At 61.6% G+C, this 25,453-nt stretch carries 17 protein-coding genes and 2 pseudogenes; 9 read left to right on the top strand and 10 right to left on the bottom strand.

Annotation, left to right across the window (positions count from 1 at the left end; genetic code table 11):
• Positions 1-780: 780 nt before the first annotated feature.
• Genes C725_RS13340 through C725_RS13330 form a run of 3 tightly spaced genes read right to left on the bottom strand, consistent with a single transcriptional unit; the run spans position 781 to position 2,809 of the window.
• Positions 781-1,458: a class I SAM-dependent methyltransferase gene (locus tag C725_RS13340; RefSeq protein WP_008603702.1), complete on the bottom strand. Its 678-nt coding sequence runs from the start codon at positions 1,456-1,458 to the stop codon at positions 781-783.
• A 3-nt stretch (positions 1,459-1,461) separates the two neighbouring features.
• Entirely contained in the window at positions 1,462-2,355 is an 894-nt protein-coding gene (locus C725_RS13335; protein ID WP_008603701.1) for an NAD(P)/FAD-dependent oxidoreductase, read from the bottom strand.
• The gene (locus tag C725_RS13330; RefSeq protein ID WP_038283373.1) at positions 2,345-2,809 is read right to left on the bottom strand and encodes an Rrf2 family transcriptional regulator; all 465 of its coding nucleotides are present in this window, start codon (positions 2,807-2,809) and stop codon (positions 2,345-2,347) included. The genes C725_RS13335 and C725_RS13330 overlap by 11 nt, the downstream gene beginning before the upstream one ends.
• A 414-nt stretch (positions 2,810-3,223) precedes the next feature.
• On the opposite strand from C725_RS13330, the gene C725_RS13325 reads away from it, so the two are divergent.
• Positions 3,224-4,225, top strand: coding sequence for a PAS domain S-box protein (locus tag C725_RS13325; RefSeq protein WP_243442755.1), 1,002 nt, complete (start codon positions 3,224-3,226; stop codon positions 4,223-4,225).
• Positions 4,226-4,348: 123 nt separating this feature from the next.
• On the opposite strand, the pseudogene C725_RS13320 reads toward C725_RS13325, so the two are convergent.
• The 4 genes and pseudogenes from C725_RS13320 to C725_RS13305 all read right to left on the bottom strand — a co-directional run.
• Positions 4,349-4,637: pseudogene (locus C725_RS13320) on the bottom strand (transposase); the annotation flags it as partial.
• A 221-nt stretch (positions 4,638-4,858) separates the two neighbouring features.
• Positions 4,859-6,442, bottom strand: coding sequence for an FG-GAP repeat domain-containing protein (locus C725_RS13315; RefSeq protein WP_038283369.1), 1,584 nt, complete (start codon positions 6,440-6,442; stop codon positions 4,859-4,861).
• A complete protein-coding gene (locus C725_RS13310; protein ID WP_008603696.1) occupies positions 6,439-7,782 on the bottom strand; it encodes a spinster family MFS transporter in 1,344 nt (447 codons plus the stop codon). The genes C725_RS13315 and C725_RS13310 overlap by 4 nt, the downstream gene beginning before the upstream one ends.
• A gap of 55 nt (positions 7,783-7,837) precedes the next feature.
• Positions 7,838-8,488 (bottom strand): carboxylesterase family protein, encoded by a 651-nt coding sequence (locus C725_RS13305; protein ID WP_051051444.1) that lies wholly within the window; start codon positions 8,486-8,488, stop codon positions 7,838-7,840.
• 259 nt (positions 8,489-8,747) lie between these two features.
• Here C725_RS13305 and tnpC point away from each other — a divergent pair, with 259 nt between their 5' ends.
• Positions 8,748-10,319, top strand: coding sequence for an IS66 family transposase (gene tnpC / locus C725_RS13300; protein WP_008603694.1), 1,572 nt, complete (start codon positions 8,748-8,750; stop codon positions 10,317-10,319).
• 16 nt (positions 10,320-10,335) lie between these two features.
• Here the strand turns inward: tnpC and C725_RS16730 are convergent, their stop codons facing one another.
• Positions 10,336-10,698 carry an antitoxin Xre/MbcA/ParS toxin-binding domain-containing protein gene (locus C725_RS16730; RefSeq protein ID WP_038283367.1) on the bottom strand — a complete coding sequence of 121 codons (363 nt, stop codon included), beginning with the start codon at positions 10,696-10,698 and terminating at the stop codon, positions 10,336-10,338.
• Between the two features lie 311 nt (positions 10,699-11,009).
• Between C725_RS16730 and C725_RS13290 the strand changes: the two genes are divergently transcribed.
• The 4 genes and pseudogenes from C725_RS13290 (at position 11,010) to C725_RS15485 (ending at position 18,463) form a co-directional block, all read left to right on the top strand.
• Positions 11,010-11,918 (top strand): tyrosine-type recombinase/integrase, encoded by a 909-nt coding sequence (locus tag C725_RS13290; protein ID WP_184460257.1) that lies wholly within the window; start codon positions 11,010-11,012, stop codon positions 11,916-11,918.
• Positions 11,919-11,924: 6 nt separating this feature from the next.
• Positions 11,925-13,118, top strand: a complete 1,194-nt coding sequence (locus tag C725_RS13285; RefSeq protein ID WP_008603691.1) for an IS91 family transposase — start codon at positions 11,925-11,927, stop codon at positions 13,116-13,118.
• A gap of 1,608 nt (positions 13,119-14,726) precedes the next feature.
• Positions 14,727-16,348 (top strand): annotated as a pseudogene (locus C725_RS15495) (DUF4011 domain-containing protein); the annotation flags it as partial.
• A complete protein-coding gene (locus tag C725_RS15485; RefSeq protein WP_008603689.1) occupies positions 16,349-18,463 on the top strand; it encodes an AAA domain-containing protein in 2,115 nt (704 codons plus the stop codon).
• Between the two features lie 164 nt (positions 18,464-18,627).
• Here the strand turns inward: C725_RS15485 and C725_RS16570 are convergent, their stop codons facing one another.
• Both C725_RS16570 and C725_RS13265 read right to left on the bottom strand, forming a co-directional pair.
• Complete coding sequence (locus C725_RS16570) at positions 18,628-19,482, bottom strand: hypothetical protein (RefSeq protein ID WP_207790064.1); 855 nt, start codon at positions 19,480-19,482, stop codon at positions 18,628-18,630.
• A gap of 52 nt (positions 19,483-19,534) precedes the next feature.
• Entirely contained in the window at positions 19,535-20,782 is a 1,248-nt protein-coding gene (locus C725_RS13265; protein WP_078056297.1) for an IS1595 family transposase, read from the bottom strand.
• A 79-nt stretch (positions 20,783-20,861) separates the two neighbouring features.
• On the opposite strand from C725_RS13265, the gene C725_RS16535 reads away from it, so the two are divergent.
• The 3 genes from C725_RS16535 to C725_RS13250 are packed head-to-tail and all read left to right on the top strand — an operon-like array spanning position 20,862 to position 25,443.
• Positions 20,862-21,251, top strand: coding sequence for a DUF6471 domain-containing protein (locus C725_RS16535; protein WP_008603687.1), 390 nt, complete (start codon positions 20,862-20,864; stop codon positions 21,249-21,251).
• Positions 21,251-21,706: a BREX-3 system P-loop-containing protein BrxF gene (brxF, locus tag C725_RS15480; RefSeq protein ID WP_008603686.1), complete on the top strand. Its 456-nt coding sequence runs from the start codon at positions 21,251-21,253 to the stop codon at positions 21,704-21,706. The genes C725_RS16535 and brxF overlap by 1 nt, the downstream gene beginning before the upstream one ends.
• On the top strand, positions 21,703-25,443 hold the full coding sequence (locus C725_RS13250) for a DUF6079 family protein (protein ID WP_008603685.1): 3,741 nt from the start codon (positions 21,703-21,705) through the stop codon (positions 25,441-25,443). The genes brxF and C725_RS13250 overlap by 4 nt, the downstream gene beginning before the upstream one ends.
• Positions 25,444-25,453 lie beyond the last annotated feature (10 nt).

Below are 25,453 nucleotides of genomic sequence, written 5' to 3'. Positions count from 1 at the left end.
GGTCGAGCGTCAGCACGAAGCCGAGCGGGAGACCTCTGGCGTCGCACCGGGCGTGGAGCTTGGTAGTGAAACCTCCTCGCGATCGACCGAGCGCCTCGGTTTACTGAGTTCCCTTTTTAAGCCGACTGCACAATGATGTGCCCGGACCACCGTGCTGTAGTCGGCGGAGGTGTTCCGGCCCGCCAGTTCAGCCAGCGTCTCCAGCATCGCATCGAACACGCCGGTCGTGACCTATCGTCGATAGCACCGGAAGACACTGTTCCACTTGCCATACTCGTCCGGCAGGTGTCGCCATTGCGAACCAGCCCGGGCGATTCACATCATGCCTTCGAAGTAGCGTCGATTATCCTCGCCGGTCGGCAGTCACGGCCGCGCTCTGGCGGCAGCAGCGGTCCGATCACTTCCCACTCGTCGTCCGATAGCCCGATCCTTTCACCCCACACTGCCTCCAAAAGGCAGCCTTGAATTAAGACCCGAGTTTCACGTCAATCTTTGTCCGCGAAGCCTATGCTAGAGAAGAAAAGACGACACGATTTGGGTTGTTCGGCGCCGATTATCCGCCTTTAGACACAGCCAATCTTATAGATACCACTCTTCTTAAAGATGCTACTTTTCGGGCTAACCTGGGCCGTGAGGAGACTGTCCGGTTTCGAGCAAGCAGCGACCTATAGCTGCCGTTCCTCGCAGATTTTTGTTGAGGCAGTAGCCGCGAACAAAGCGGTCATTTCCTGTCCAGATCAGGGCCGTTATACCCTGCCATAAATTCAAGTTCGCTTTGCATCATGCGGTCGTGACCCATCCGCGAAAACTGAAGGCGGCATAGAAAAGAGCGATCTCGCTGAATCCGGCCTGTTCCAGCAGTCCCTCTTCGTCGGCCGCCGACAAAATCGGCAACTGCTTGCTCATCAGTTGCGCGAAATGGGATGCCCCGGCGACATCCTGCATGGCCCGATCCGCAAACAGGGCCGACCGGGCGAGCCAGGCCTGGGGCGCGCTTCCCTCCGGATAGCTGTGATGGGCGATGACCAGCCGAGCGCCGGATTTCATCCGGCGGCGGATGTGGCGCAATACCGCCAGCCGCTCTTCCCGCTGGAGGAAATGCAGCGTCAGCAGGCAGGCCGCGCCGTCAAACGGAGCTTGCCCCGCCGCCTCGATATAGCCCTGCCGGAGGTCGACCCGCCTCTGGAGCGGCCCGAGGATTTCCCGCGCCAGATCGAGCATTTCCGCCGAGGGGTCGACACCGACCAATCGCCAGCCAGGCTGCGCTTCGGCGAATACCTTGAGTTCCAGACCGCCCCCGACACCATAGACAAGGATATCAGCGTCCGGCGGCGCGCGCTCCGCCAGCAGGAGCATGGTCATTCGATGGAGGTCTGCATAACCGGGCACCTTGCGCGGTGTCTCTTCGGCATAACGCGCAACAGCGGCCGCATCGGTAAAGGGGCGTAGCGTGTCCATCGTTCAGCCGAAGACAAGCGCACGGTGCGCCGATGTACCTGCCGTAACGCCGTCGGCGACGGCCCAACTGACGCTGTGCGGAGCGCGGGCTATATCGCCGGCTGCATATAGGCCCGGAACCGTTGTCATCTTGTCGCCATCGGTGTGGATGATTGGCCCCATCGGGCCTTCATCGATCCGGGCACCGAGCTGTTCTGCAACCGTGCTGTTAAGGCAAGAGCGCGGCGCGATGTAGAGCGCAGAGATCGTGCTGCTCCGGTCATCGGCCAGTTCGATAGCAGACAGGTCCGTTCCTTCTCCTGCCAATCCCAGAACGGGAGCCGGTTCGATCCTGACGCCGCGCGCATGAAGCTGAGCGGCGTCTTCCCCGGACAGTTCCGCTCCGTTCAAATAGAGCGTGGTCGGTCCCCATTCGGTGATCAACTGTGTCTGGTGGATCGACATTGGCGTGCGGTAGAGCACCCCCAACTGCCGATCGCTGAACTCGAAACCGTGACAATAGGGGCAGTGCAGGACGGTCTTCCCCCATCGCTCTTGCAAACCTGGCAGATCGGGCAGTTCGTCGCGCAGGCCGAAGGCAAGGATTAGCTTACGCGCCGTGATTTCCTCACCGTTGGCAAGAGATACTGCAAAGCCATCCTCAACGGCTCGCGCCTCCCTCGCCTTCGCCTCGGTCAGTTCGGCCGTATCATAGGCCTGAAGCTGCACCCGCGCTGTCGCCAGTATGTCACCGGGGTTGCTGCCATCCTGTCCCAGAAAACCATGCGAGGCTTCCGCGAACCTATTACGCGGCTTGCCGGTATCGAGAACCCGGACATTGCGGCGCGTCCGCGCCAGATAGGTTGCGGCCGCAAGCCCCGCAAAGCCGCCGCCAATGATAATGGCATCATGCTGCATGCGAAGTCTCCGGCGTGATTGCGCCGCCGCGTTCGGTCAGGCGCGTGTGAAAATCGGCACTCAATTGCGCCAGGGTGATTTCGCCGAACCGCCGCAGCAGCAAGGCCTCGGCGTCATCGAAAGCTTTCCCGAGCGCCGCATTGACGGCCTGCTCGACCAGACAGGCGGGCGCATCGGTGCGATTGCCCATCGCTAGTATCTCCGGCCGCCCCAGCGCGTCGTAGATGTCGCGCAGCGTGACAGCCTCAAGATCGCAAGCGATCGTCCAACCGCCGCCATGCCCCTTTTCGGAATGCACCAACCCCTGCTCGCGCAGTCCCGCCATGATGCGGCGGATCACGACTGGGTTGGTGTCCATCGCACGTGCCAGTGTTTCGGATGTCTGAAGGCCGGACTGTTCCGCCATGTGCAGCAGCACATGGAGCACCCCCGATAATCGGCTATCTCTTCTCATGTAACTTTACATGATGCGTGATAAGCGTAATGTCAATGACGGTCCAACTGCGGCACCTATCGAGAGAATACACCGAGCCTGAAACCGGCCATTTGCAGGGACGAAGGCAATTGGCAAAGTCTGGGCCGAGAGCAGGCTGTCTTTTTTTAGGGATTTGGAAAAGGTGCCGCTCGGCTAACCTCCGACATGTCGGTCCGCTTGCAGCGCCCGCTGGGGAGATGACCACTTTTTCGGGATCTATTTCGAGCAAGTGCCGAAGTTCCCGCACTGGATCATATCCTAACAGCGTCGATGAATCTGAGCACAGCTGGTCATTTTGGCGGCAAGCGTTAAAGCCGAAGTACATCTCCGTATGAGCGGGATTGCCGGCATGCCGCGCTGCTGCGGGAAGTCGCTGAAATGCGTAATACAAGATTGGACGATGAGATACCGAATTCCCCCGCCCTTGAGTCGGATGCATGGCTAGCGGCTATTATCGGAAGCTCTGACGATGCAATCGTCAGCAAGACTCTCGACAGTATCATAACCTCCTGGAATGCCGGGGCTGAACGTTTGTTCGGGTATGCCCCCGAAGAAGCAATCGGCAAATCCATTCGGATCATCATTCCCGAAGACCGTCTCTCCGAGGAGGACATGATCCTGGGCAAGCTTCGCAACGGGGAGCGGATCGAGCATTTCGAGACAGTGCGTCGCCATAAAGATGGCACGCTAATCGAAATTTCCGTCACGGTGTCTCCGGTTCGCGACGCTCATGGAATTGTGATCGGTGCATCCAAAATCGCTCGGGATATTCGCGAGCGCAAGCGGGCGGAACAGCAGCAGCGATTGCTCTTGCAGGAGATGCGGCACCGTGTGCGTAATCTCTTCGCGCTTGTACGGGGTCTCGTCGCCTTAAGCGCCAAGGATACCACAAGCGTTGCTGATCTGCAGAGCAATTTGTCAGAGAGGCTGCAAAGCCTCTTAAGAGCGCATGAACTGACATTGCCAGATGCGAGCGGAGAGCGCGCTCGTGAGAATGCAGAACTTCGGAACCTGCTGGAAGCGGTTTTCGCCCCTTACCGGGACGAAGCGCGGCAAGATCAGGTTTTGATCAAGAGTGGTCCCCTCAGCCTAACGGATGCTGGACTGAGTTCGATAGCTTTGATCTTTCATGAGTTGACAACCAACGCGGCCAAATATGGGGGCTTAGCGGTGCCAAATGGACAAATCGAGGTAATTGCGGGTCGTTGCGCGGATAAGATCAAGATACGCTGGCGGGAGTCAGGTCTATGCGATCTTGAGCAGCCACAAAGGGGTGGCTTTGGATCGCAGTTGGAACAAGCCATGGTCGAAGGCATGGGTGCTAAACTCTATCGCAAGTGGCACTCGGATGGTTTGGAGATTGTCCTTGAGATACCGCACCAGTGGTTCAAGTAAGGCGTCCCGACCAGTGTCTGTGTCGTTAGCCGATCAATCACTGAGCAATAGGGCGATCCTGTCCGATAGCTCTCTAAACTACCTGAGACACCTTCGAGCGATCCGCCTTCACCTTCAGTCACGATCGAGCCGACAAAACCAGCGATAGGCGAGGTTGAGATGCACCTCCTCGCACAGCCGCCGCTCAGAGCGGATGCCCATGCGGGTAGCCAACGATCAGCATCCTGATCATCAGTTCCGGATCGATCGAAGGCCGACCCATCGTACTGTAGAACGGCTTCAGATGTTCACGGATGCTGGACAGATCGACGAACCGATCGATCGCACGCAGCAGATGATCGCCCGGCACATGATCCTCGATGCGGAAGCTGTAGAACAGCGCCTCCTGCATCACCGTCTGCTCGCCCATCATCGAACTGATCTCCGCTTGCTTGCAAAGACCGAAATCAGGACTTCACCCCGATCGCAAGCCGGAGTTTTTCAACAGAATAATCCCGAAAGCAGTCGTTGAAGAAGCCTACCTTATCCGGGTTTAATCTAGAGCGATAACGGAGCGGTAGCCGCGGTCTCCGTTCTTCCTCTGGGATTGCGCAAGACGCAGCGACACTTCCAAGAGCAATGTTTGCGAAGATATCAATCCCGCTTGTTTGGCGGGGTCAGCGTGACGTTACGTTCGTAAAGGGCGATCCAATTTTCCGGCGGCAGGGATAGCGGCCGGCTCTCCACTGCCCGCGCCGGTCGAAAGGAGCGCTGCGGCGTCTCGGATCTGACTTGCTCGAGCCAGAATACACCATCAAAGCGCCCGCTATTGCCTCTGGTCCCGACGAGATCGACGTCTCCATCGCCGTCCATGTCGCGCGCGGCGAACTGATCGAACATTCCCCGGACCCGTCTGGACATGTCATGGTGGGTCCACGTTCCCGACGAATTTCCGGGATTGGCAAACCAAGCCATGCGGCCGACCGACGATGCGCTGGTAACGAATGGATGATCCTCTTCCCGGGTCGCGTCCGTATAGCCGCCCTGAAGGATATTGAGGCCGGAATACCCCCCGGTGGCGAGGTCGAGATCGCCGTCCCCGTCGAGATCCGCAAGTTCGATCGCGATCGGCATATCGGGAAGGATGTCGCCGATACGGTGGAACACCCAAGGCTCATCCAGCGCGGCGGGCTGGCGCAACCATCCCAGCGCCGGAAGTCCCCTCGGCGCACGGGCATCGCCGCAGTCTTCCATGACCCCCACCACCAGATCCGGCCTGCCGTCGGCGTCGAGATTGCGGAATTGCGACTGGAATGCACTGGAACGGATCGTACATCCGCGCCTGTCCTCGGAGGCCGGCTGGAGCACGACAGGGTGCGGCACGATCATGACCTTGCCGGCGGCCGAGACTCCCTTGTTTTCGAGGATGAACATCTGCTCTTCGAGGCGTGCGGCGCCAAGAATGTCGAGATCGCCGTCATTGTCGATGTCGACCGGCATCGCGGTGTTCGGCACGCCCCTTGCCAACAAAATCTGTTCACGCCACCCGCGTTCATCCAGCGGATCGCCCGCAATCGTGAACAGCGACGTCGTTCGATCGGAACGGGGAGCCGCCGGATCGACGATATCGCTCTCGCCCTTGTTTGCGGCGACCACGTCGTTCCGGCCGTCGCCGTCGATATCCGCGATGAAGACCCGCAGCCAGGAGCCGCGCCCCCGTGTCGGCAGCGGAACGAGGCTGCGCCAGTTTCCCGCCCGCGCCGCCTGAGTCGAGCCGGGATTCTGGAAATAGGCGAGATGAGCCTCCTCATTGGCGGAAACGAGGTCCGGCCAGCCGTCGCCGTTCAGATCGCCCACCGCGACATCCTCGATCGCGGCGACGACCGCGCCCGCGGCAACGGTGGCGAGCGCCCATCGATCAGGATCGCCGGTCCCGAAGGCGATCCGCAGATGGTGCGAGTCCTCGTGCACCGAGACGATATCAGGATACCCGTCCCGGTCGATATCCGCCATCTGCAAGCCGTCACCGCCCCGGATTTCAACGCCGCCATTGCGATCCTGGTCGTCGATCCGGTGTTCGCGCCACGAAATGTAGGCGCCAGACGGCGTGGTTGCCCGGGTGGGCGTGTCGGCGACGCTCCTCGCCGGGTCTCCACCGGCGCCAGAGGAGATACATGCCGTCGCCAGCAAAGCCGTTCCCGCAGCAAGCAACACCGGCTTCAGCGGCACGGCGCTCATGCCTTTACCGCCTTGATCGGCGCCCTGGCGGGGCTGCTGTCCAGATCCGGGCGGATGTAGCGGGACGCGAAAATATAATGCGCCGCCCCCCAAAGCGATGCCGCGCAGCCGACGATCAGCATGGCGGTGCCAAGCGCCCCCCCAAGAGCCTGAGCGGCAAACCAGTCGCTTAGAGCGCCGACGATGAGCGGGCCCAGCCCAAGCCCGATCAGATTGATGAAAAAGAAGAATACCGCCGAAGTCAGGGCGCGCATGCGCAGCCCGACGAGGCCGTGGGACACGGCCAGCGCCGGGCCAAGGTACGATGCGGAAAGAAAATGGAAAGCGCCGGTCAGGGTCAGGGCAAGGGTCAGGCTGTCGGTCGTGAGCATGACCAGCAGGACGGGGCTGATCAAAAGCACCAGCATGGCGGAGCCCCAGACATACCAGCGCCGATCGCGCTGTCCCAGCCGGTCGGCCAGCCATCCGCCGAAGAACGACCCCGCACCGCCGCCAAGGCCGGAGGTGAGCGCCATCCATAGCCCCAGTTCCGCTAGGCCGATGCTGTGCGTGCGCAGGAAAAAAGACGGCAGCCAGTTGCCGACCCCGTAGATCACCGTCGCCTGAAGACTGCCGGCAAGCGCCAGATTTCGGAACGTGCGACGCGACCACAGGAAGCGCATGACCTGGAAAAGCGGCGGCGCGTCGCCCGCTTCCGCCTCTCGCTTTTCGGACCAGCCGCGGCTGGGTTCGCGCACGGTAAGGCGCAGGAACGCCGCGGCCAGGATTCCCGGCAGCCCGACCACCAGGAAGGCCGTGCGCCACCCAAAGGTCTCGGCGATGAAGCCGCCCAGCGCGAAGCCCGTCAGAATGCCGATGTAAATGCCGATCGAATAGATCGACAGTGCGGTTGCGCGCTCCTTCTCCTCGAAGATGTCGGAGATCATCGAATGGGCGGGCGGGCTTCCCCCCGCCTCCCCGACGCCGACGCCGATCCGTGCCAGCAGCAGGTGCAAATAGCTTTGTGCCAGGCCGCTGACGGCAGTCATGCCGCTCCACACCGTCAGCGCGAGCGCGATGATGTTGCGCCGGACCCCTCGGTCCGCCCAGCGCGCGATCGGGATCCCGCAGGACACATAGAACAGCGCGAAGGCGAAGCCGGACAGCAGGCCCAGCTGCGTGTCCGACAAGTCCAGTTCGACCTTGATCTGTTCCTGCAGGATGACCAGCAACTGGCGGTCGACGAAGTTCAACGCGTAGATCAGCGTCAAGACCGCCAGAACGAAATAGCGATAGGATTTCCTGGAATAGGGTGTTGGGGACCCCGCTTCGTCCGGTCCCTTCATGGCTGTGTCACTCATCCTGACGTCACTCCCCATTGATTTCGTCTCGATGCTCTCTGGCATCCTCATCTTTTTATTTCGGCGCGGCGCTCAGCCCGACGGCGAGACCCCAGGCCTGGCCCGCGGCGCGCCTGCGCGCAGCGAAGGCCTCGTTCAGTTCGAACATGCCGGGATAGGGATCCTGCGCCGCCAGCGGCCGGCCGTCGAAAAGCAGATAGGCCTGGCCCTGCGCATAGGGCCGCCAAGAGGGGTTGCCCGGCGACCGCGGCCGGCCGGCCCGTGCGAAGCTGGCCCAGTAATCCATCATGGCCACTGACAGCTGGGCATTGTTGGGCCCATCCGGCACCGGCCAGCGCGCCGGCAATGCGCCCGCCGAAAGATTGCCGAGGACGAAGGGGACTTCGGAGGCATGGAAACCGCACAGGTCGCGCGCCTCGGCCGCGGGATAGCAATGATCGAAAACATACAGATAGGACGAGATGCCCGCATCGGCCTGCTTCCTGGCCAGCCGCTCCGCCGCCCAGCCGTAGATGCCGTCGCGCAGCGCATGAAGCGCGGATTGCTCGCCCCCCGAGAAGGGATAGAGCCGCAGGAATTCGGGCGCGAGATCGCCATAAGCGCTTTCGATCCGCCTTGTGTACTCCGCTTCGGCAATCGGCATTTCCGGCAGGAAAGCCCGCTGCGTGCGCACCTCATCGCCGTTAAATCCGACGAGCAGAGGCACTTTCGCGTGCTCGCCGCGATCGAAAACATCAACGATCTGATGAGGGAGAACCTTGCCGTCGACCGTGCCCTGGGGGGCGAAGCCGGCAGCGCTGGTCCGGTCGATGATCGTTCGTGCATCGAGCGTGCGTGCCCCGGCAATGCTGGCAGCGCCAGCTGCTTTCAGGGCACGCGCGCCGATGGCCTCTGCGGAGGGAAGGCCGTTTGCGGCGCGTATCGCTGCTTGACGCGCCTCTTGGCCGGTGATTCAGTCGTAATCGATGCTGCTCGAGGCTGACCTTCCCGACGATCCTGATGCGCTCCGCGCGATCATCGCCGGCCAGGCGGAAGCGCAGCGCCGCCTCACAGATCAGGTCGCTGCGCTCGAGGCCGCCGGCACCGAGGCCGACGCGGAGATCGCTCGGCTGAACGCGATTATCGCGGCGTTCCAGCGGCACCGGTTCGGCGCTCGCTCCGAGCAGCTGGACGAGGATCAGCTGCAGCTCGCCCTCGAGGAGATCGGCGCGGCGCTGGCAAGCGTGCACGCGGGCCGCGAGGCGGCCGCGAAGGATGCTGGCACGCCGCCGCCGCGCAAGACGAACCGCGGATCGCTGCCCGCGCATCTCGAACGCATCGAGCAGACGCTGGAGCTCAAGGAGCGGGTCTGCAGCTGCTGCGGCGGCGATCTCCATGTCATCGGCGAGGATGTCGCGGAGCGGCTCGATGTCGTCCCCGCCAGCTTCCGGGTCCTCGTCACGCGGCGCCCGCGTTACGGCTGCCGCTCCTGCGAGGCGGCGCCCGTGCAGGCCCCGGCGCCCGCTCGCATCGTCGACCGCGGCATTCCCACCGAGGCGCTCGTCGCCCATGTCCTCACAGCCAAGTATGCGGACCATCTGCCCCTTTACCGCCAGGCGCAGATCTACGCGCGCCAGGGCGTCACGCTCGACCGCTCCACCCTCGCCGACTGGACCGGACGGGCAGCCTGGTGGCTGAGGCCGCTGCGGGATCACCTCCTTGCCGAGCTGAAGAAGAGCGGCAAGCTGTTCGCCGACGAGACGACCGCGCCGGTGCTCGATCCCGGGCGCGGCCGTACCAAGACCGGACAGCTATGGGCCTACGCCAGGGATGACCGGTCGTGGGGCGATGCTGATCCGCCGGCGGTGGCCTATCGCTATGCGCCTGATCGCAAGGCCGAGCGGCCGATCGAGCATCTTACCGGCTTTGCCGGGACGCTGCAGGTCGACGGCTATGGTGGCTACGGTGCGCTCGCGCGCCGCGGCGATGTGCAACTGGCGTTCTGCTGGGCGCATGTGAGGCGGCGGTTCTACGAACTCGCGGCACAAGGAACATCGCCGGTCGCTAGCGAGGTGCTCACGCGTATCGCCGCCCTCTACAAGGTGGAGGCGGATGTGCGCGGCGCGTGTGCTGAAGACCGCCAGAAGGTGCGCCAGGAACGCAGCACGCCTCTGGTGCAGGGCCTTCGCCAGCTCCTCGATGCCAGGCTGGGCCAACTCAGCCGTAAGAGCCGCCTCGCCGAGGCGATCCGCTATGCCCTCATCCGATGGGACGGTCTGGTCCTGTTCCTCGAGGATGGCCGCATAGAGCTCGACAATAACAGCGTCGAACGCAGCATCCGCCCGCTCGCGCTTAATCGCAAGAACGCTCTGTTCGCCGGCTCAGACCAGGGCGGCGAGCACTGGGCCGTCATCGCCTCGCTCATCGAAACCTGCAAGCTGAACAAGATCAATCCGGAAGCTTGGCTCACCCGGACGCTCACGAGACTTGCTCAGGGTCACAGCAGCCAGCGGCTCGGCGAACTCATGCCGTGGAACTACACCCCCACCGTGGGCTGAGCACACCGCTTACAGTTCAAGCGAACCCGCCCAAGGAAATCCTTTCCAGATAGTCGCACACCACTTCCGCTTTCCCCTCACGGACCATCTTCGCCGCAGTCACATTACCGAGCGAAGGCAAAGGCTGCGAGCAATACCACGCATAGGCAGCGAGCTCGCTCCCCGCCCATGGAGTCACGCAGACGATGATTTTGTGCATCTCGCGCAGCCGAGCCTGGGCCAAAATGCTACCGTGCTGTGAACTGCTGGATATGGCATCGCTGCTCAGCCCGGCGACCGCGGCAAGCTCGCTTTTCGTAATGCGCAACGTGGCGGCGAGGCGATCCGCACAAACGTCGCTTCCGTCAAAAATTTCGGCAGGGTCTGCGGTGGGGGCCATAAGCCTCGTACAATTGCCAAAAAGCGAAAACTGTGCGGAACATGATGAAGTGTCAACGAGCGAATTGTGAATTTGGTTGGGCAGATATGGGCCGATTCCGGACTGTCCGATTTTCTTGACCATACTCGGCGAAGCGGACATCGATCTGCGCCCGCGACGTGGTCATCACATCGCCGTTCGGAAAATGCCCGGGGCACGAACCCGCTTCGCGGGAGGGATGCTGGCGGCGGGGATGATGCAGAGCATCGAGCGTAGCGCTTAGGGCGCACAAGGCAGACGATTTCGGCTCCTTCAACCTGAGGAGTCGAGTGATGAACGATCTTGTCCCGGTCGAACCGATCAGCCCACTGCGCCAGCGGCTGATCGAGGATATGACGATGCGCCGGTTCAGTCCGGAGACGCAGCGTAATTATTTGCGCGATGTCGGGCGGTTCGCGACTTGGCTGGGTCGCTCGCCGCATACCGCCACGGCCGAGGATGTGCGGCGGTTCCAGATCGAGCAGCGGGAAGCGGGCGTTCCGGCGCCGACCATGAACAGCGTCGTGGCGGCGCTGCGGTTCTTCTTCACCCACACGATCGACCGGCCCGAGCTCGCGCGCAGGCTGGTCCGGACCGCACACGCCCGCAAGATCCCGGTAGTTCTGACCCTGGCGGAAGTGAAGCGACTGCTCGACGCCACCACCTGTATCAAGCACCAGGCCGCGCTGTCGGTCGCCTATGGCGCGGGACTGCGCGTCGGTGAGGTCTCGGCGCTCAAGGTGTGCGACATCGACAGCAAGCGCATGCTGCTCCGGATCGAACGCGGCAAGGGCGGACGCTATCGCAATGCCATGCTGCCCGAGGGCTTGCTCGTGCTGCTGCGCGACTGGTGGCGCGCCGGGCGGCAGCAGGGCGTGCTACACGCCGATGGCTGGCTCTTCCCGGGTCAGAACGCGACGCTGCCGATCAGCACCCGCCAGCTCCACCGCGTCGTCGTCCAGGCGGCGGAGGTGGCAGACATCACCAAGCGTGTGGGACCGCATACCCTGCGGCACAGCTTCGCAACGCACCTGCTCGAAGACGGCGTCGATATCCGCGTCATCCAGGCGCTGCTCGGCCATGCCAAGCTCAACACGACCGCCTTCTATACGCAGGTGGCGACGAAGACGATGCGGGCGGTGGTCAGCCCGCTCGACCGGCTCGCGCTGGCCGGACCGGACAAGAAGGCACCGAGCGGCTGAGAACCGGTGAGCACCTCGCTCGAGGTCGCCCATGTCTTCCGTGCCGCCGGGCCAGCGTATCGAACCGCTCATGCCGGGCAGCTGAGCCTGCATCAGCTCAAGGTCATGTCGGCGATCGAGCACTGCCGCACTGCTGCGCTGGGCGGTCACGTCGAGGCCTGCACCGACTGCGGCCATTGGCGGATCGCCTATAACAGCTGTCGCGACCGCCACTGCCCCAAGTGTCAGAGTGTGGCCGCACGCAACTGGCTCGCGGCGCGAGAGGCCGACCTGCTGCCGGTCGGCTATTTCCACGTCGTGTTCACGCTCCCCGCCGAGATCGCCGCCATCGCCTTTCACAACAAGGCGCTGGTCTATGACCTGCTGTTCAAGACCGCCTCGCAGACCATGCTGACCATCGCTGCCGACCCGAAGCATCTGGGTGCGCGCATCGGCATCACCGCCGTGCTCCACACCTGGGGCTCGGCCATGACCCATCATCCGCACATCCACATGATCGTGCCGGGCGGCGGTATCGCGCCGGATGGGGACCGATGGATATCCTCTCGCCCGGCCTTCCTCCTGCCGGTGCGCGTGCTGGGCGCTTTGTTCCGCCGCCTGTTCCTGACCCGGCTGCTGGCGCTCCACGATGCCGGCAAGCTCGCCTTCTTCGGTAAGCTGGCGGAGTTGGCCGATCGCCGTGCGTTGCTGCGCCATCTGTCACCGGTGAGGAAGAAGCGCTGGGTGGTCTATGCCAAGCCGCCGTTCGCCGGGCCCGAGGCCGTGCTCGCCTATCTCTCGCGCTACACCCACCGGGTTGCCATCTCGAACAGTCGCCTTCTGCGGCTCGACGAGCATGGGGTCACGTTCCGCTACAAGGACTACCGCCGCACCGGCACCGACCGCCAGCAGGTGATGACGCTCAGCGCCTACGAGTTCATCCGCCGCTTCCTGCTGCACTGCCTGCCGCGCGGGTTTCACCGTATCCGCCACTATGGCTTGCTCGCCAGCAGCACCCGTAAGGCCCGTCTCGAACGCGCCCGCCAACTACTCGCGGTCGCACCGCCTGCCGTCCACGAGGCGTCCGTCGAACCGCCCGATCCGCACCCGCCATGCCCGTGCTGCGGCGGGCGCATGGTCGTTATCGAGACCTTCCAGCGCTGCCATCCGCCACGCGGTCCGCCGAGCGCAGCCGCTCCATCCGGGCAACCTGCGCCGTGACCCGGCTCGGCATGACACTGTTCCACACCGCCGCAGCCACGCTTCAGGCGGCGATGACGTCCGCATATTACCTGCCCAAAAGCGGTGGTCGCATCACCAAAATCGGACGTACCGGCGTCCTACGGCTGCTTTGTCATCGCAAAATCGGACGGGCTGCTATCAGACCCTTCCGCTTATCGGCACCGTCAGCAACCGTCTGGATCAGCGCAAAGTCGAAATCCCCATAGCGTACCACGTACGGCCCGCGGGTTCGGGCACCGTCGACTTTCCGACGCCTCGCGGCGTCCGAAACTCTAAACGATTCCGGAACGCCGGCTTTTGAGGAGCAAGACGCAGAAGGCAGACTTTCGGCTTCCGCTTTCAAATATTATGCAGACGTCGATCCGACCTTGGGGGGAATGATGAAAACGATACTATCGTGTAGCGTGATTTTTATGGCGGCCTGTAGCAGTGATCCGGATGGCCTGCCTGCCCAAGGTGACGAGGACTCGCCAGTTATCGAAACGGTGGCGGAGCGCGCCGGGATCCGGTCTCTCGACGAGTTGAAAATCAAAGTCGGATCCTCTTGGGATTGGACAGCAAACCCCGAAGGATACCCTCAGCTGATTGCCAGAATAGGGCGTCCCGCCTTTGATCGATCAAACGAAATGATCCGGTGGGCCTTGGCTGTAGCGGCGGAGTCGCCTCGGTGTGACCGCGTAGACTATGGAGACGTATCTGATCGCGCCACGAGCGATAGAATAGTGTGGTTTGTCGACTGCACGAACGCCGAACGCTTTTACATCGATGAGGAGCAGGCCCGAGCGGCTCGTGCTAAATGGGAGCTCGAAGACGAAGATGCCGTAGCCGTTGCCGCACCGGAGAGCGCACGTATCGAGGGGGCAAACGAGGCGGAGGTTGCGTCAGCCTGCGATCGGATCGTTCGTTCGTCACTTCGCTTACCCGAGAGCTTCGATCCTGCCTGGTCCCTCAACGTTCGCAGGATACCAACGGTTGGAAGGATCGAAGTGACGCGGACATTTCAAGCTTCGAACGCTGCCGGTGTCGAACTGCCTTCAGCATACCGATGTCTGCACGATGGGCAAAAGGTAATCGAAGTCAGCCTGAACGACGTCGCTGGATGGCACGTCGTCTATCCTTAAGACAGCGGTACATACCCGCCGATCTCCAGCTCCACCGATATTAGCGTCTGCCCGCGAATCTAGCCCCCCAGATGGAAGCCGGTAGCATCTGTGCCCTTCAGCACGCGTCAAACGAACAGCGTTGCCCGCGTTACTCAAGATAAATGCTTCAAATTCCAGTTCCCACCCAATAACATCTGCGCAAGACAGAAACAGGAGGTTTCTGTGTGACCGTTACAGAACGTGATTTGATGCCTTGCGCTTGATTGGCCGTGCGGCAAATTGTGGGGCCGTTAGCCGACTGTCTGCTTTGAGCGTCTGAAAGTCAGAGATGGTCGTGTCCGACAAACCGATACGTAACAAATTCCAGAGTTCTTCAGGACGAGCAGGCGGACTCGGCAATCGGAGGCCGTTCGACACACTATCCTGTTGATCTAGGGACCATCTGGTGCATTCTACCACGCGGGGAGATTGACGAGGGGCGCGTATGGACAGGGGAACCGTTGGTCACGAAGGGGTTCTAGAAACGCCGATCCGGCTTGAAGTCGTTGCCTGCGACAAGATCGGATACGTCTCGCAGCAGAACTCAGTCCCGCCCTTGCGTGAAATCACGATTGTCAATGACAGCGACAAGGATTTGACCGACCTGTCCCTCAATCTGTCGGCCGATCCTGCGTTCCTGCGCGAACGAAGCTGGCGCATCGAACACCTCGGGGCAGGTGAAAGCCTGCATCTGCTCGATCGAGACGTGGCGATTGCCGCCGGGTTCGCTCGCGACCTGCCGGAAGCTGAGCGGGGGACGGTCACGCTGGAACTCCGTGATGGCGATGGCAATCCCGTCGCAATAAGCACGACACCAATCACGCTCCTCGCAGTTGACGACTGGGGCGGCGCGGACGCCATGCCCGAACTGCTGCCAGCCTTCGTGACGCCCAACGATCCGGCCGTTGAAAAGGTTTTGCGCGCTGCCTCGAAGGCACTGGCTGCAGCAGGACGCCCTGACCAGATCGACGGTTACGAGAGCGGCGACAAGGCACGGGTCTACGAGATCGTCTCTGCGATCTGGTCGGCACTTAGTGGCCTCCAACTGACCTACGCACTTCCGCCAGCGAGTTTCGAGACTCGGGGGCAGAAGATCAGGACGCCCGACGCGATCTACTCGGGACGGGTCGCCACCTGTTTGGATACAGCTGTGCTGTTCGCCGCCGTCATCGAGCAGGCCGGACTTCATCCGCTGGTCGTCCTGACGCACGGCCATGCCTTTGCCGGCGCATGGATCGAGCGGGATCAGTTCTCCGAACTCGTAACGGAAGAGGTCGGCGCGGTTCGCAACCGGCTCGACCTTGGCAATATCGTCCTGTTCGAAACGACGATGGTCACTGGTGCCAACCGCGCGCGCTTCTCACAGGCTTGTACGGAATCCAAACGTCAGATTGACGCGATCGAACCGGACGACACATTCTTTGCCATCGATGTGCGCCGCGCGCGAATGCGGAGGATTTTGCCACTTGCCACCACTTCGGCACCGGGGGAGGTGCAAGACGAAGGCGTCTCGATCGTCGCTGTGGAGCAAGCCCCGGACCTCTACCAGGGATCCATTGAAAGCGTCGAGAGCGAGGAAGGCGAGTACCAGGCGGCGGACCGCATTAAGGAATGGCAGCGCAAGCTGTTGGACCTGACGGCCCGCAATCGCCTACTCAACCTGCCCCGGGCCGGTAATCTCAATCTTGTTTGCCCTGATCCGGCGCGGCTCGAAGACCTTCTCGCCGAAGGCAAGAAGGTCAGTGTGCAACCGCTGCCTGACCTGGGCGTTGGCGGGCGGGATGTGGAGTTGCACCGCGACCGCAGCCATACCGATCTGAAAGAAGAGCACGCCCGCGCGGGGCTGGAGAAGAACGAGGTATTTGTCGAGCTGGACAAGGCAAAGCTCGATGCCTAATCAAGCTCTACCGCCAAGCGCGCGCCGACCTCAACGAAGGCGGTTCGAACACGCTCTTCCTCGCTTTCGGGTTTCTCGAATGGAAAAAGAAGGAAACCGACCAGCGCAGTTACCGCGCGCCGCTGATCTTGCAGCCAGTGCGGCTCGAACGGCGAAACGCCCGATCGGGCATGAAGCTGGTCGCGCACGAGGACGAGCCACGCTTCAACATGACGCTGCTGGAACTGCTCAAGCAAGACTTCGGGCTAATCATCGGTGGACTCGACGGGGAACTGCCCAAGGACGAGAGTGGCACCGACGTGGCTGGCATATGGACGCAAATCAGGCGCGCTATCACCAATTCACCCGGCTTCGAAGTGCGCGAGCAGGTGACGCTGGGCATCTTCTCCTTTTCCAAATATCTCATGTGGAAGGATCTCGTCGACCGGCGCGAGTTGCTGAAAGAGAACCGCGTCGTTCGCCACCTTATCGAACGCGGCACCGAACCGTTTGAAAGTAAGGGTCCTTTGCCCGAACCTCGCAGCTTCGATCAGGATGTCGATCCGGTAGACCTGTACGCGCCATTGCCATCCGACAGTTCGCAGCTTGCAGCGATTGTCGCGTCAGGACAGGGGCACGACTTCGTGCTGGATGGCCCTCCTGGCACCGGCAAGTCGCAGACCATCGCCAACATGATCGCGCAGAACCTCGCATTGGGTCGCCGCGTGCTGTTTGTATCGGAAAAGCGCGCCGCTCTCGATGTGGTCTACCGGCGGCTGGAGCAAACCGGGTTGGGTGATTTCTGCCTCGAACTGCACTCCCACAAAAGCGCGAAGATCGAAGTCCTGCGCCAGTTGGAACGGGCCTGGAATGCACGAGGAGCGCTCTCGCAGCAGGAGTGGATCGACAAGACGAGCGAATTGAAGGCTCTGCGCGACGAGCTGAACGGCTTCGCCGCGGCGCTTCATCATCGCCATCCCTGCGGGCTAACCGTGCACGATGCGGTCTGGCGGGTTGTGCGCGACGACGACGGTGCATTGCCGGACTTCACCTGGCCCGAACGCACCGAGCACAGCGATGCAGAGATGAAGGCCATGCGCGAGGTAGTCCGCAGCCTCGAGTTGACCTTTGCCGGTCTCCGCACGCTGCCCGACCTGCTGATGACCCATGTCGAGGCGAGCAACTGGTCGAACGCATGGCAATCGCGCCTGCTGGCGGCGACGCGCAATTTGCGGGACGCATCGGAGAAGCTGGAGCGGGCGGCAAAAACTGCCGCGCGGGCAAGCGGATTAGGTGCAGATGTGCACGGTCCGGCAGATGCGAACAGGGTTCTCACGCTATGTCGGGCCATCTGTGAGACTGCTGGCCTCGACCTCGCCTTTGCCTTCCGGCCCGGGCAGACCGAAATCATCTCGGCACTGCGCCAACAGGCCGCCGCCGTTCGCGAATGGCGCGCCCGCCGCGCCCAGCTCTCAACTGAGTACTCCTCGCCGGCAGAAATCGAGAATGTGGCGGGGGCGCTAGCCAGAGAATGGGAAGAGGCGCAGGAGAAGTTCGTCCTGCTTCGCTTCTTTGCGATGCGTGGCTGCAAGCAGCGCATGGCTGAGCTGGGACGCGCCGCAGGTGAAATCGATCCATCTATCGACCTGCCGATTTTTGCCGAGATGGCACCGCTGCACGCGCGAGTGCGCGAGCTTGATGAAGCGATTGAGGGCGTTCCCGCGTCCAAGGGTCTCGATACCGATCCGGACCGACTGGAACGGCTAGCCGAAGCAGGAGAACGCATCCGCACCGTCGCCCGATCGCAGGCGCGTGATCCGGAAGAGTTCGATAGCCTGGTCGGTATTCTCCGCACTGCAGTCGTGGATGCAAACGAGATGGCGGCGCATGATGGCCCGGTAGGGGTAGCGTCACAGGCGCTGTCCGACTCGGTGGATGGTTTTCAGGAGGCGCAAGAGGCGTTCCTTGAAGCAAGCGCCGCCAACGTGCTGCCGGGCCAGTTCCAGCTTATCTCGCAATTGTGCGACGAGATCGAGGCTCACGGCGTGCAGTTGAACGCGCTGTGCCAGTGGAACGGTGCGAGAGACCAAGCAACGGCACTGGGCCTCTCCCCCATGGCCGCACGGGTGTGTAACGGTCTTCCCCAAGGCGAGGCGGTGCCCCTGTTCGAAGCCGCTTACGCAAAATGGTTCGCGCCCTGGGCGATCGATGCAGAGCCGCGTCTCGCTGGCTTCCATGCGCTCACGCACGAGAACAAGATCCAGCATTTTAGCGCAGAGGGGACCAATAAGTGGTCCTTCCCATGAGGAGGGGTTTTCTAGGGGTAGGCGAGCCTACCCCTAGAAAATTTCGGACATCTGCCATCGTCCCTTAGCGAAACTTACCCGATTTTTGACGGCACGCGACAACCGCGAGCCTACAGCCCGGCCCGTGTTGCCGTCTTCAAAGGAGACGGAATATGGGAAAATTTCTAATCGCTCTGGCTTGGTTGTTCTTCATCCAAGATCCAATCACCACCACGGCGAACCAGGTTGGCGCTAGCGGGCTGCCTTTCTTTAGCGAGATCCAAGCAGGAGCCTTCAATCTCGATCGTGTCCCCACTGACCTTATGCAGGAAGGTGGTGTGGGCTCCAGGCCCGAGCCTGTTCTGGACAAGCCGGGCTCGCCTCCCGTCAACTTTCACTCGGATGTTGCTGGCAGGCCCAGTTCCCACATTGCGAACGGTGATGGTGGTCCAGCCGGCATTCTTGACGCTCGCAGAGAAACTGAGACCCGGCATGAAACCATAGGCCATCATTCTCACAGCACGTCCAGCGGACAGGCTAGCCGTGCCAGCGAATACGACCCCAACGGACCCGAGAAATACGCCGAAGGCAGTCAGGAATCCTACGAGGGCATTCAATCGATAGGTCTCGGCAGCGATCATGTTGCCGAAGCGGACCGCCGCCGCGTTGGACCATTGCGCACAGAGATCGGATTCCTCGATAGTATACCCTACTTCGTAGCAATCGCGGCCATGTTGATTGGCACGTTCGAGGCTATTTTCGCCTTCGCTCTGCAGCAACCGATCTTCACGCGCAGGTGGTATTACGACGCCGTCCTTGGACAAGTCATAGCGGTCGCCGGGCTTATATGCCTGGTCAACATTTTCTACGCTGAGGACCCATGGAGACCGGACCATCCAGCTGAAGTTGTTCTCGGCCAAGCGAAGGCCCATGCCAGCTAACACCAGAAACAGTGCCGCGCATAACACGAAGACCGCTAGTCCGATGGCATTTTCGCGGAGGGTCGGAATAAGGTCGGAAGGAAGGAATCTCTTGAGCACGCGATCGCCATGCCAACAGAGGATGAGATTCGCGTTAACCCAAACGTCGGCGCTATGGGATGAAGGAAGGTAATCCACGCGGCTGCTGGAGTTCCGACCAGGGCTTGGGCCTGATATCCGGCTTCCTCGGGGCGAACGGCTTCCGCACCTTCCATTGTTTCCTGCCAGACTCCCGGCGCTGAGCAGGTAGGGCGTCGCGGCCGAACAGCGCGATGATGTCCTTCTGGCTCATGCCTTCGGTCTCATCATCGGCAAGGTTCTCTTCCTCGATCAGCAGCGTCGCTTCAAGGTTGGGTTCTTCCGAAGTGATTTCCAGATGGCGTTGCCAGTATCCCTTCATGGTGCGGGAGACCGGATTTCCGAGCAGACCGGTCAGGATCGACTGGAACCGCTCCCTCTGGGTGTCCCTGCGCTTGTCCTCGCGCCACACGGCGTCACAGGCGTAGCCCCAGAGGTAATCGCCGGCGATATGATGGTGCGTTCCCATCTCCATACGGTCCACGCGCGAAAAGTAGCTCTCCGCCTGGTTCGTGCAGATGCCCTTGTCGTAATAGCGCTGGGAATGGTTGACCTGGTCAATATCAAAAGCCGCCGCTAGCGCATCCCAATGGCTGCCGTCGTCCGCATAGACCTTGGCGAACCGATCGACGCTGTCCACGATGAATGGCCGTGAGTCGGCCTCGTGCGGCACCACGGTGCATACGCTCAGCCCAACCCGGTCCTTCGTGCTGCGTTCGCGGGCCACGACCACCGACATCTCCTTGCCGGTGATGTTCCCGAGCTTACGCCGGTCGATGCGCTCCGCCTTCTCGTTCACTTGGTGATAGTAGCCGCCATAGGTCGAGCCATCGATCTCGACGATGCCCGAAAGCTGGCGCCCCAGCTGGTTCTTGATCTGCGCCTCACGCATCTTGTGGGCAAGAACCCATGCGCTCTTGATCGTCATCTCGCCGTCAGCTGCCAGCTGGATCGACGAGATACCCTTGGCGCCCGAGATGAACAACCTGATGGCCATCAGGATCGTCACGAAATCTTTCTTCCGGCTGTGGAGCAGGGTCCCGCTGGTGACGGAGAACTTCTTCCTGCACGGATTGCTCTTGCACCGAAACTGGCGCTTGTCCCCGGGTCGGGAATGATCGCCCAGCGTCCATGCCTCTGAATCGCATTCAGGGCACTTGGGCACCCCGTCTTTCCATCGGGCCTGCAGAAAGATTTCATAGGCTTCCGCGTCACTCAGGCACGCGATCTTCCTGACCGGAAGGTCGCGATAGCGTGCCGAGAGGAGGAAGTGTTGAGCCAAATATCACCGTATGAGGATGTTCGCATCATCATATATGGTGTTGTCATGCCGTTGTCGAGTCTAGACGTCATCAGATTCGATGTTCTGGAAAATGGAAAATGATGACGTCCACTTGGCATTCGTGCCGATCCAATCCTACAAGGCAGCTTGCACGGAAAGGATCGACGCGATGCCCATCGAAGAGAAAGCCTGGGAAGAGATGGTCAAGAACATACTGCGCGCCGAGATGATGCGCCGAGGGGTATCCTATGCCGGTCTTGCTGATCGGCTCGGCGAATACGGCATCGAAGACAACGAGCTCAACCTGCGCAACAAGGTGAGCCGCGGTCGCTTCACAGCCGTCTTCTTCATGCAGTGCATGCAAGCCCTGGGCGTCGAAATCCTGCAGATCCCGCACGCCGTCGAAGAGGCCGGAAAGCGCGGCGGAGCTCAGGCTCTCGCGAAGAGCAGGCCTGAAAAAGCCAATTGATGACGGGAAACCTGACCTTCGAAATCATGACCGCGTCGGCCACCGCCTGCGCAGCAGGAAAATGTTGCCTGCTGGTGGGAGAGTGCGACCGTCGTGATCACGCTTTGCATACAGTGTCAGCAAGCGAAGGCTGCGAAGTCACCAACGTCAGCCGTCTCTTGGCCGACATCATGCTCGCAGGCGGCACCCCGACACCCCGCGCGTTCTCGAATGCTCTGCCTGGCGATGGTACGACACTGCTTTCACACATCGAATTGCTGTTCCTGCCGTCCTTACAGCTGGACCCGGTCGACTTTCTCGCGCGATTGGCGCGAACACGACCCGTCTGTGCCTCGTGGCCCGGCACCTATGCGTCGGGCCGACTCCGTTATGCCGGTGCCGAGCACCCCGAATGTTTCGATAGTGACGACCAGAAGGCGATCATCGTCGACCTGAACCAAAGGAAAGATGCATGAAATATCGTGAGCTCATCGAATTCGAGCCCATCGAATCCGTGATCCAGCTGCTCGATGCGAACGAGACCGACGAGGCGATCAAGCTCGTGTCCAGTTACGTCATTTCGGACGCGATGGCCGCCCGGATGGCCGACGTAATCATTCCCCAGCTGAGCTTCGATCCGGCCGTCGACCACAAGGGGGTCCTGATCGTCGGCAACTACGGCAGCGGCAAGTCGCACCTGATGTCGGTGCTCTCCGCGTTGGCGGAGAGCGAGGAGGCGGTAGCGCATCTACGCCACCAGGGAGTCCGCGATGCAGCGGCGAGCGTCGCCGGAAAGTTCGAAGTCCTGCGGATCGAGATCTCCAGCCGAATGACGCTGCGAAACATCATCGCGAAGGAGCTTGAAGATTTCCTCCAGGCGAGGGGTATCGACTTCACGTTCCCGGCCGAGGACGAGGTGACGCAGAACAAGAAGGCGCTCACCGACATGATGGACGTGTTTGACAGCGAGTTCCCCGGCAAGGGGCTGCTGATCGTTGTCGACGAGATGCTGGACTATCTGCGCTCGCGGAAGGACACCGAGCTCGTCCACGATCTTTCCTTCCTGCGCGAGATAGGCGAGATCACGAAGAACACTCGCTTCCGCTTCGTCGGGGGCGTCCAGGAGGCGATCTTCGACAGCGCGCGGTTCGCCTCCACCGCCGACAGCCTCCGCCGCGTCAAGGATCGCTTCAGCCAGGTCCTGATCGACCGGCAAGACATCGGCTTCGTGGTGTCCGAGCGCCTGCTGCGGAAGGACGAGAACCAGCGTGAGCAGATCAGCAAGCACCTCGAGCCTTTCGCCAAGTTCTACGGTACGATGGGCGACAAGCTGGACCAATACGTGCGGCTGTTCCCCGTCCATCCCGACTTCCTCAAGGTCTTCGAAGCGATTGACTTCGCCGAGAACCGGAACGCGCTGTCCGTGCTGTCGGAGGAGATCCGCAAGATCCTCGACGACGACGTGCCGAGCGACAGCGCCGGTCTCATCACCTACGACAGCTTCTGGGGAACGGTGCGCACCAATCCGGTCTTCCGCGCGCAGCCGGGGATCCGCGACGTGGTGCGCATCTCCGAATTGCTTCAGGAAAAGGTGGAATCCGCATTTCCGAAGGGCAAGAGCTACGCGTTGCCGACCGCCCATCGCATCATCGACGGTCTGGCCGTCCAGCGGCTCACAACACCTGAGATCGGTACGGAGATGGGGCCGACGCCTGCCGAGTTGCGCGACCAGTTGGCATTGATGAACCCGCTCGCCGCGGAATTCGAGACCGACGAACCCTCGGCCGATCTGCTCACCTTCATCGACGCCACAATCAACGACATCATGAAGGCGGTGAACGGACAGTTCATCACCCGATCTGCTTCCAGCGACCAAGTGTTCCTCGATGTCTCCAAGGACGTCGACTACGATGCCGAGATCCGCAAGCGTGGCGAGAGCCTCGATGACGAAGATCTCGACAACGCCTATTTCCAGGCCGTCGCCCACCTGATGGAACGACTGGACGACACCGAGCATGTCCCGGGTCACAAGATCTGGCAGCACGATCTCGAGTGGGTGGAGCACAAGGCGACCCGTAGCGGCTACCTGTTCTTCGGGACTCCCGTGGATCGGCCCACCGCATATCCCGCCCGCGACTTCTACCTCTACTTCGTGCAGCCGTTCGATCCGCCCAAGTTCAAGGACGAAGAGAAGGCGGACGAGGTGTTCTTGCGTCTCGCCGACAAGGATTCGGAAATCGCGGAAATCCTCCGCCGCTTTGCCGCGTCGACCGCCCTGGCGTCCATCAACACGGGTTCTGCCAAAGGCGTATACTCCGCCAAGGCCGAAGAAGCGCTCAAGGCAATGCGCAAGTGGTTGCGCGACAAGCAGACCAGCGCCATTTCGGCGACCTACAAGGGTAAGGCGCGCACGCTGGGAGAGCTGGCCAAGACGTTCTCGGTCCGTGACCGCGCTCATCTGAAGGGCGAGGACACCGTCAACTTCCGCGAGTTCGTCAACGTGACCGCCGGCTTCCTGCTCGCACCCCACTTCGAGGACGAGTATCCGCAGTATCCGGTGTTCGGTTCGATCGTCACGGACACGAACCGCCGGGGTCTGTGCACCACCGCCATCAAATCCCTCGCTGGGCCATCGCGGCCGAAGGACGCCGTCATGGTCCTGGATGCCCTGAAGCTCCTCGATGGCGACAAGCTGGACCCGCAGCAGTCGCCATACGCGAAGAAGATCATGGAACTGCTGGGTGGCAAGGATCACAATCAGGTCCTGAACCGAAATGATGTCATGGAGGGGACATCCATGGCCGAAGTGTTCGAGCGCGAGACTTTCGCGCTTGAGCCCGACCTCGTCGCCGTGGTTCTCGGTGCCCTCGTCTACACGGGTGACATCGTCGTCGCGGTCTCGGGGCGTAAGATCGATTCCTCAAACCTATTCGCGGAGACGGGGTCCCTCGTCGAGGATCTCGCCAACTTCAAGCACATCGAAGCCCCCAAGGACGTGAATGTCGGCGTGCTCAGGAGCGTTTTCGAACTCTTCGGCATCGCGCCCGGCCAGGCCCAAGCCGCAGCCAAGGGCGACGAAGGTGCGGTGCGCGACCTGCAGGCGGCCGTCAGCGCGAAGATACAAAACGCCCTGAGACTGTCGACCGGGCTGGAAAGTTCGCTCAGCTTCTGGGACGCGAGTGTCCTTTCGCAGGAGCAGATCGCCGACGCTCGAACAAAGATCGAAGGGGTGCGCAAGTTCGCCGAGACGCTGACCAGCTTCGATACGCCGGCCAAGCTTCGCAACCTGCGGCTCACGACCAAGGACGTCGACGACCAGAAGGAGGGGTTCTCCAGCGTCCAGCGGACATCACAGCTGGTCGAGCAGATCTCCTCCATCAGCCAGGATGCCGCCTACTTGGCGCAGGCCATTCTGGTCCTCGACGATGGCGATCCATGGGTCCAGAAGGCACAGGAACTGCGTGGTGAAGCCATGGGTAAGCTGTCGAGCACGCACGACACCAAGACCCTGATGAACCTGCGCCATCGCGTGGTCGAACTGAAGAAAGATTATGTCGACCACTACCTTTCGCTCCATGCGAAGGCGCGTCTCGGAACTAACGAGGCGAAGCAGAAAGGTGCGTTGATCACGAGCGATCGTCTACGGCAGGCGGAGCAGCTGGCCACCATCCCGATCATACCGTCGAACGAACTCGACAACTTCCGGGATGCGCTGGGCAACCTCAAGAGTTGCGAAGGGCTGGTGCGCAGCGAACTCAACAGTACCGCGCGTTGCCCCCATTGCCAGTTCTCTCCGCGCAACGAGCAACTATCGCTCACGCCGGCGAAGTCGCGACTGTCCGAGCTTGACGAACGACTCGACCAGATCCTCTCATCGTGGGTCGAGCAAATTCGCGACGAACTGGACGGCGATGGCCAGGAAAAGCTGCAGCTTCTCGGCGATGACGCGAAGGTTGCCGTGGACGAGTTCCTGTCGGCTAAGGACCTGCCGAGTCCGGTGCCCGACAATATGTTGCAAGGGCTCAGGGATGCGCTGTCGGATCTGGTGAAGATCGAAGTCACCTCGGCGGACCTGCGGTCGGCATTGACCGCAAAGGGCGCTCCGGTGTCGCTCGGCGACATGCGTCAGCGCTTCGACGAGATGCTCGCATCGCTCGTCAAGGGCAAGGACGTCGAGAAAGTCCGCTTCGTGGTTCTGGAGGAAGGTGAGTGATGGCGACACA

The organism is Pacificimonas flava, from assembly GCF_000342165.1.
Lineage (GTDB): Bacteria > Pseudomonadota > Alphaproteobacteria > Sphingomonadales > Sphingomonadaceae > Pacificimonas > Pacificimonas flava.
Note: the sequence above shows the minus strand (reverse complement) of the source record. Positions and strands in the feature narration are given on the sequence as shown.

What these genes read in the sequence shown, in the direction of transcription:
- C725_RS13335 (WP_008603701.1), bottom strand. Translation starts at nt 2,355, where the DNA reads ATGCAGCATGATGCCATTATCATTGGCGGCGGCTTTGCGGGGCTTGCG.
- tnpC (WP_008603694.1), top strand. Translation starts at nt 8,748, where the DNA reads ATGCTGCTCGAGGCTGACCTTCCCGACGATCCTGATGCGCTCCGCGCG.
- C725_RS13250 (WP_008603685.1), top strand. Translation starts at nt 21,703, where the DNA reads ATGAAATATCGTGAGCTCATCGAATTCGAGCCCATCGAATCCGTGATC.
- C725_RS13340 (WP_008603702.1), bottom strand. Translation starts at nt 1,458, where the DNA reads ATGGACACGCTACGCCCCTTTACCGATGCGGCCGCTGTTGCGCGTTAT.
- brxF (WP_008603686.1), top strand. Translation starts at nt 21,251, where the DNA reads ATGACGGGAAACCTGACCTTCGAAATCATGACCGCGTCGGCCACCGCC.
- C725_RS13330 (WP_038283373.1), bottom strand. Translation starts at nt 2,809, where the DNA reads ATGAGAAGAGATAGCCGATTATCGGGGGTGCTCCATGTGCTGCTGCAC.
- C725_RS13290 (WP_184460257.1), top strand. Translation starts at nt 11,010, where the DNA reads ATGAACGATCTTGTCCCGGTCGAACCGATCAGCCCACTGCGCCAGCGG.
- C725_RS16535 (WP_008603687.1), top strand. Translation starts at nt 20,862, where the DNA reads ATGTTCTGGAAAATGGAAAATGATGACGTCCACTTGGCATTCGTGCCG.
- C725_RS13310 (WP_008603696.1), bottom strand. Translation starts at nt 7,782, where the DNA reads ATGAGTGACACAGCCATGAAGGGACCGGACGAAGCGGGGTCCCCAACA.
- C725_RS16730 (WP_038283367.1), bottom strand. Translation starts at nt 10,698, where the DNA reads ATGGCCCCCACCGCAGACCCTGCCGAAATTTTTGACGGAAGCGACGTT.
- C725_RS15485 (WP_008603689.1), top strand. Translation starts at nt 16,349, where the DNA reads ATGAAGCTGGTCGCGCACGAGGACGAGCCACGCTTCAACATGACGCTG.
- C725_RS13315 (WP_038283369.1), bottom strand. Translation starts at nt 6,442, where the DNA reads ATGAGCGCCGTGCCGCTGAAGCCGGTGTTGCTTGCTGCGGGAACGGCT.